The following is a 1,179-nucleotide window of genomic DNA, read 5'->3' on the forward strand; positions in this document are numbered from 1 at the left end:
GATATGAAGCCCAAGGTCTTTCTGGGCCTTTCGTTGAGCCGTGCTGCGATTTTGTTCAGCTGCGCCTGCGAGTATTGATCAAGTTGCGTACCGTGGGGCAAGTACTGACGCAGGAGTCGGTTCGTGTTTTCGTTGGTACCACGTTGCCAAGGACTTCGCGGGTCGCAGAAGTAGACCTTCACATCCGTGGCGATCGTGAAGTCTTTGTGGTTCGCCAACTCCATGCCTCGGTCCCATGTGAGCGACCTGCGTAGATGCTGCGGCAACCGCTTAACCTCACGCTTCAGGCCCGCCACAACGCTCACCGTGTCCTTTCCCTTTACCTTGACGATGATGGTGAACCTCGAGCGCCGCTCGACCAACGTGGCGACATGAGTATTGTTGGCGCCACTGACGAGATCTCCTTCCCAATGACCAGGTACCGCACGGTCGGCTGCTTCAGGTGGTCGCTCGTGAATCGAAATCGCGTCAGCAATCTTATTGCGAGCGCCCTTCGTGCTGGACAAGCGTGAGTGACGCATCTTCCGTTGAGTCCGCAGGTGATACTGCAGCTCCTTCTTTAGAACGCCGCGCGCTTGCACAAACAGGCTGCGATAGATCGTCTCGTGAGACACGCGCATCGCCTCGTCATCGGCATACCGGTTCTTAAGCCAACCGCTCACTTGCTCTGGAGACCATTCGCGGCAAAGCTTACGCTCGACCGCATAGCGCAAGCGCCGGTTCTGCTCCAGGAGGCAGCGTTTGGGTCGCAGAGCAGCCTGCGAGGCTCGCTCATCCGCTTCCAGAGCTCGATAGTGGCCTGTTCCGCCGTTACGTGCAATCTCACGGGAAATCGTGGAAGGCGCGCGGTTCAATTGGCGGGCAATCGCTCGAATTGAAAGTCCGGCCGAGACGCCGCGCGAGATCTCTTCACGTTCACTCAAGGTCAATGCCCGCAACGACCGCTTACGAACAGCAGGGGTGTACCCTCCGCATAGTCGGATCACACCATAGATCGAGCCTGCAGGCTTGCCCAGGGCCCTCCCGATGCCAAGGAACGATTCACCTGCCCGCCACCGCTGCCAAACCTCTGACTTGCCTTCCGGCGACAACCCCGGCCTTCCCATCTGTGCCATTCGTCAACCCTCCCTCATTTGATATTAATAGGAAGGTGTTGCAACGATCCATTGAACCTACCGC

The 1,179-nt window shown here is 58.0% G+C and carries 1 protein-coding gene; it reads right to left on the bottom strand.

Translation table 11 applies throughout. The features are described 5' to 3' along the window. Nucleotides 1-1,115 (bottom strand): IS30 family transposase (locus tag DXT59_RS10150; protein WP_116136794.1); only part of this gene is annotated, 1,115 nt, incomplete at its 3' end. Nucleotides 1,116-1,179: the final 64 nt, after the last annotated feature.

The sequence above is a fragment of the Trinickia diaoshuihuensis genome (genome assembly GCF_003390925.1).
Taxonomy (GTDB): Bacteria; Pseudomonadota; Gammaproteobacteria; order Burkholderiales; family Burkholderiaceae; genus Trinickia; species Trinickia diaoshuihuensis.